This is a genomic window from Burkholderia sp. 9779_493 (assembly GCF_015712215.1).
GTDB lineage: Bacteria > Pseudomonadota > Gammaproteobacteria > Burkholderiales > Burkholderiaceae > Burkholderia > Burkholderia cenocepacia.
Map to the genome: position 1 here is coordinate 1 of NZ_JACCQA010000083.1, position 5,371 is coordinate 5,371.

Consider the following 5,371-nt stretch of genomic DNA (forward strand, 5'->3'; position numbering starts at 1 on the left):
CGCTGATGAACGTAAGCGCCCTGCTGCTTCAGGCTCGGCGCTTCAACGTTAAAGGATGGAAAGACCGATGAAACATGCGACATCTGTATTTAGCTGGCGCTACGACATCTGAATCCGGGTATGACATGTGTGTAGGTCCCAAGTTCAGATGTCGCGTTTCCGCTAAATAAAAATGTCGTGTTTTAGCCTGTAGGTTGATCGCCTGCACCCTTGGGAGCGCTGGCGATGAACGTGACTGGGACGATCACCATGACGATGCGTGAAGTGGATCGGCTGAAGGTTCCGTTCCGGGTGTTCACGCGACAACCCCAGCCTCGGACATCCGCCCACATCGTCGACATGTCGCGACAAGCCCCCCGTCAACTGCGACAACGACTCGCCATCCGCGCGCTACTGCCGAGCCCCCGATCGCGACATCGCACGCGGCCGCGTCGACCGCCGGCCATCAACCGCCGGCTGCATGCACGCGCGGCCGCCGCGTATGCCATCCGAGCGTCTGCTCCAGCGTGGCCGCGACCTGCAGCAACACCGCTTCGCTGCCCATCGGCCCGGCGAGCTGCACGCCGACGGGCCGGTCGCCCGACCAGCCGGCCGGCAGCGAAATCGCCGGCGTGCCGGTGATGTTGAAAAGCCCCGTGAACGGACAGTAGTCGAACAGCTTGTCGCACCAGCCGCGCGCGTCGAGCGTCGCATCGTTCTGGTCGAGATGGCCGAGTTCGACCGTCGGCATCCGGGTGACCGGCGTGACCAGCACGTCATAGCCGCCGAAAAACCCGCCGACGTCGCGCGACAGCACATTGAACTGCATCAGCATGCGTTGCAGGTCGAGTCCCGACAGCCGGCGCCCGTGCTCGATGCATGCATGCGTGCACGCTTCCACTTCGCGCGGATCGTACGACCGCCCGAGCGCATCGGCGGCGCCCAGCGCGGCCGACGCAAGGAACGCCGTCCACGCGGTGCAGCTCGCCGACGCAAGCGCTTCGGCGTCGTACGCAGGTACGGCCACGTCGACGTCGTGGCCGAGCTGTTCGAGCGTGCGTGCCACCTGCTCGGCCGCGGCGACGCAATCCGGATGCGTGACGCCGGCGCCGGGCATGCGCGTCGCCAATGCCACACGCAGCCGGCGTGCGGGCGTGCGGATCGCGTCGGCATAGCGTTCGTGCGGCCGCGCGATATCGAACATCGCACCGGTCTCCGGGCCTTCGACCGCATCGAGCATTGCCGCGCTGTCGCGCACCGTGCGCGTCACGGCGAACTCGATGCCGAGACCGAACAACGGCAGGTTGTAGTCCGGGCCGACCGGCGTACGGCCGCGCGACGGCTTCAGCCCCACGAGCCCGCAGGCGGCCGCCGGCACGCGGATCGACCCGCCGCCGTCGTTCGCGTGCGCGGCCGGCACGATGCCCGCGGCCACCGCCGCCGCCGAGCCGCCGCTCGATCCACCGGCGCTGTACGCGGGGTTCCACGGGTTGCGGGTCGGCCCGTGCAGCAGCGATTCCGTCGTCGCGTTGAAGCCGAGTTCGGGCGTCGTCGTCCGGCCGAAGGTCGCAAAGCCCGCGCGCTTGAAACGCGCCATCAGCTCGCTGTCGGCAGGCGGCACGTAGCGCCCGGCCAGCAGCCGCGAGCCGCCGTCGTTCGCGACGCCGCCCGCATGCAGCACGAGATCCTTGATGAGGAACGGCACGCCGGCGAACGGCCCGTCCGCCGCGTACTCGAGCGGCTGCTCGAAAGTTTCGATGATCGCGTTGATTTCCGGGTTGACGCGCGCGGCGGCGGCTTTCGCCGCCTGCATCGCTTCGTCGGCGCTGACATGGCCGGCGCGGATCTCGGCGGCCAGGCCGGTCGCGTCGTAACGTACGTATTCCTCGATATTCATGGGCGTTCTCCTGCGTTCGTCGGGGGTGACGGATGTCGTGATGGGCGGGACTGCGGTGAAGCGACTTCATTGAAGCCCGCGAAAAAACCATCCGAAATCGTTCAGATGAACGATGGGAACGTGCGGCAGGAATGCGGCGAACAGCGGGAAAAAGCGGCGCGCTTACGCGAGCGCGCCGTCATCGTCGAGCACGCGGATCAGTTCGCTCTTCGTGGTCACGCGCAGCTTCACGTACACGCGGCGCAGATGATGCCGCGCCGTCGCCGGCGCGATGCCGAGGCGTTTCGCGACGCCCTTGTACGTGCAGCCGTCGCAGAAGATGCGCGCGACCGCCAGCTCGCGCGGGCTCAGCACGGCGCCGACGCCGGCCGCCCGCGCGCGCACCAGCACGTAATCGCCGAGCCGTTCGCTGTGCAGCCGGATACGCGCGCCCGACAACGCGGGCGGCGGCGGCGTGGCATCGAACAGTCGGGCTCTCGCGTCGTCCGGCAAGCCGGTGCGATCCCACGACGGCCATTCGAGCGCGGCGAGCGCGAGGAACGCGTCGTCCGCGTACTGCAGCACGCCATGCGCATCGAACAGCGCGGAAGCCGCGCCGCCCGTCGCGCCATCGGTCGCGTGCATCCAGTGCAGGCGGTTGCATTCGAGCGCCGACGCCATGTGCTCGATCGCGAGTTCGAGCAGGTTTGCGTCGGCCGCGTCGAAGCGGCGATGCGTGCGGCGATACAGCGACAGGTGCGTGGCGCGTTGATTCCCGGCGTCCACGCACACGGCGAACAACACCTGTGCGATGCCCTGCGCCTTGCAGAACCGCCGCATCGTGTCGTTCAGCGGAACCGTCGACGTCGACGCGACGACGATCTTCTCCGACGATGTTTCCGCCAGTCGCGCCAGCGGATCGCGCAGCTTGACCTGTTCCCAGTCGTGCATGAAGCCCGGACGCAGATTGTGCAGGTACGCGCTGTGCGGCAACGGGCCGTCGGGCCGCAGGCTCGAATGGCCGAACCATGCGCCGTCGAAGTCGATGTGCTCGTTCAGCAGCAGCAGGAGCCGCCGGTCGAATTCGTCGACGCGCGTCGCTTGCGGCAACCGGTAGAGCGGCAACAGCAGGCGGCCGACGCGCCGTGCAAGCGCGGCGCCTCGTGGCGGGATTGAGCGGGGGCGGATGGCATCGCGGGTCACTCGTCGTCTCCTGTCGCGTCGTCCGGGCGGCCGTGCCGTCGTGGTCGGCGCCGCCGTTTGTCGGGCGATTCTGGCATTTTTGCGGATCGCCGGCCACCGGTCGGAACCCGCTATCCGACGCCGTTCGCGGCTGTCGTGCGGCGTGGGCGGACCGTCGCCGACGCGTTTGTGCGCCGATCGTCCGTGCCCGTCGGTTGAAACCGACCTTGCGCCCCCTACCCGATTCGTTTGTACAATCGGCGTGTTCGCCGTCCACGACACGGGACAAGACATGATCCTCAGCCGCCGTCCCGCCGGATACCTGCGGCCCTTCATCGACTCGGTATGGGCATCGTATCCGCCGTTTTCGATCCGGAACGAACGTTGCCGCGAGCGCGTGCTGCCGACCGGCGCGGTACACATCGCGATCCGGCTCGATGCCCAGCCGTTGCGGCTATTCGACCGCGTCGAAGACGACACCGGCCGCACGGTCGGCGTCGCCGTGGTCGGCGGCGCACGGGCGTGCGCGTACCTCAAGGACGTCTCCGCGCCGGTGCCGACCGTCGGTGCGCTGATCCGTCCGGGCGCGGTCCGGCTCGTCACCGGCGTGCCGGCGTCGGCCTTCTACGGCCTGCACCTGTCGCTCGACGATCTGTGGGGCGCCGACGCTGCCAGCATCCGCGACCGGCTCGGCGAAGTCGCTTCCGCCGCCGCGCGGCTGGATCTGTGGGAAACGCTGCTGAGCGCACGGCTACCGCGCGTGACCGGCATCGACCCGGCCATCGCCGCATCGATCGCGCAATTGAATCGTGGCACGGCGGTCCGCACGATCGTGCAGCAACTCGGCTGCAGCCACCGTCACTTCGTCGCGCAGTTTTGCGAGGCGGTCGGCATGCCGCCGAAACGCTACGGCCGCGTGCGCCGCTTCGCGCAACTGCTCGACGGCTTGTCGGCCGCGCCGCCGGCATCGTGGGCCGATGCCGCGGCGGCGGCAGGCTATGCCGATCAACCGCATTTCAATCGCGAATTCCTCGAGTTCGCCGGATTGTCACCGGAACAGTACCGGCAACGCGCGAGCGCGAACGGTTTTCACGTACCGCTCTGACTGCTGACGCACGACCGCCACGGTCGCCGCGGCGGTCAATTTTGTTCAAGACCGGGCGCCGGACGCCCGATAGGATCGAGCCACACCCACACCACCCACCGGAGGGCACCATGGCGATTCACGAAGTCTTTCCGTATCTGCGCGCCAAAAGCGCGGAAGACGCCATCGCGTTCTATGCGAAGGCATTCGGCGCGCAGGAGAAATTCCGGCTCGTCGAGCCGTCGGGGCGCATCGGACACGCGGAATTGCAGCTCGGGCCATGCACGCTGATGATCTCCGACGAGTTCCCGGAATACGATCTGTTCGCCCTCGACCCGGACGGCAACGCGCCGATGGTGCTCCATCTGCATGTCGACGACGCCGACGCGACGATCGCCGCCGCCGTCGCGGCCGGCGCGCGCGTGACCCGCGCGCTGCAGGACCAGTTCTACGGCGAGCGTTCGGGCAGGATCCGCGATCCGTTCGGTTACGACTGGCTGATCGGGCATACGATCGAAGCGGTCGAACCCGATGAAATGCAGCGGCGTTACACGGCGCTGATGTCCGGCGATCAGTGAGCATTCCGGACAGCGTACCCCGAACGATCCCCCGATATCCGCGATGCACTACCACCCCGACGACATCAGCCGGCTTTTCCTCGGTGTGCCGACGCTGCAGTTGAACCGCCCCGCGCCCGCCGAGCGGTTTCTCGCCGCCGCCGTCGCTACCGGCGCCGAACTCCGGCAGGTGCTGCGCGACTACCCGCAGGTCCGCTACCAGCCGCTCGACTTCCACTATCTGTGTCAGCAAAGCCTGTCCGCGCTGGACGACGCGCTGCTGGCCGACCTGACACGCGACATGCGGCACGGCTGGCGCGGCGCGCACTGGGCCGCGCTGCTGATCGCGTTGTCGGGCGACGCGCGCTATCTGCCGCACCTCGACGCGGCCAGGCGCCATCGCGGCGTCGAATGGACCGCCGGGCTGGCCGCAGCCGCCTCGGCCGCCAATGCGCAATCGTCGGCCTGCCGTTGCTGCCGGTCGATCGTGCAGTTGCGTGCGCAACTGGCCGAGTTGCCGCGGGTGGTCGTCCGGTTGAGACCGTGGCTCTCGCCGGCAGCGCTCGAAGCGAGGACCAACGCCGTGCGCGCCGCCTATCGAAGCGGCGGCGCCGACGCGGCGCTGCCGATCGCCCGCCGCTAGACCGCTCGGCACGCAATCGCGCGATGGCGCGCTGAACCCGCACCCCGCCC

General features: G+C 68.5%; 5 protein-coding genes. 3 read left to right on the plus strand and 2 right to left on the minus strand.

Features of this window, described 5'->3' with window-relative positions:
- Positions 1-445 precede the first annotated feature (445 nt).
- Positions 446-1,876 carry an amidase gene (locus H0X95_RS35505; RefSeq protein ID WP_006492282.1) on the minus strand — a complete coding sequence of 477 codons (1,431 nt, stop codon included), beginning with the start codon at positions 1,874-1,876 and terminating at the stop codon, positions 446-448.
- 162 nt (positions 1,877-2,038) lie between these two features.
- Positions 2,039-3,058, minus strand: a complete 1,020-nt coding sequence (locus H0X95_RS36350) for a helix-turn-helix transcriptional regulator (RefSeq protein WP_006494845.1) — start codon at positions 3,056-3,058, stop codon at positions 2,039-2,041.
- Positions 3,059-3,329: 271 nt separating this feature from the next.
- Here H0X95_RS36350 and H0X95_RS35515 point away from each other — a divergent pair, with 271 nt between their 5' ends.
- The 3 genes from H0X95_RS35515 to H0X95_RS35525 all read left to right on the plus strand — a co-directional run bounded on the left by H0X95_RS35515 (position 3,330) and on the right by H0X95_RS35525 (position 5,321).
- On the plus strand, positions 3,330-4,142 hold the full coding sequence (locus tag H0X95_RS35515) for a helix-turn-helix domain-containing protein (RefSeq protein WP_059722792.1): 813 nt from the start codon (positions 3,330-3,332) through the stop codon (positions 4,140-4,142).
- Positions 4,143-4,252: 110 nt separating this feature from the next.
- Positions 4,253-4,699 carry a VOC family protein gene (locus H0X95_RS35520; RefSeq protein ID WP_006484235.1) on the plus strand — a complete coding sequence of 149 codons (447 nt, stop codon included), beginning with the start codon at positions 4,253-4,255 and terminating at the stop codon, positions 4,697-4,699.
- A gap of 43 nt (positions 4,700-4,742) precedes the next feature.
- Positions 4,743-5,321 carry a hypothetical protein gene (locus H0X95_RS35525; RefSeq protein ID WP_059722790.1) on the plus strand — a complete coding sequence of 193 codons (579 nt, stop codon included), beginning with the start codon at positions 4,743-4,745 and terminating at the stop codon, positions 5,319-5,321.
- The last annotated feature ends 50 nt before the right edge of the window (positions 5,322-5,371 follow it).

Coding starts and splice junctions, on each gene's coding strand:
- H0X95_RS35505 (WP_006492282.1), bottom strand. CDS start 1,876: ATGAATATCGAGGAATACGTACGTTACGACGCGACCGGCCTGGCCGCC.
- H0X95_RS35515 (WP_059722792.1), top strand. CDS start 3,330: ATGATCCTCAGCCGCCGTCCCGCCGGATACCTGCGGCCCTTCATCGAC.
- H0X95_RS35520 (WP_006484235.1), top strand. CDS start 4,253: ATGGCGATTCACGAAGTCTTTCCGTATCTGCGCGCCAAAAGCGCGGAA.
- H0X95_RS35525 (WP_059722790.1), top strand. CDS start 4,743: ATGCACTACCACCCCGACGACATCAGCCGGCTTTTCCTCGGTGTGCCG.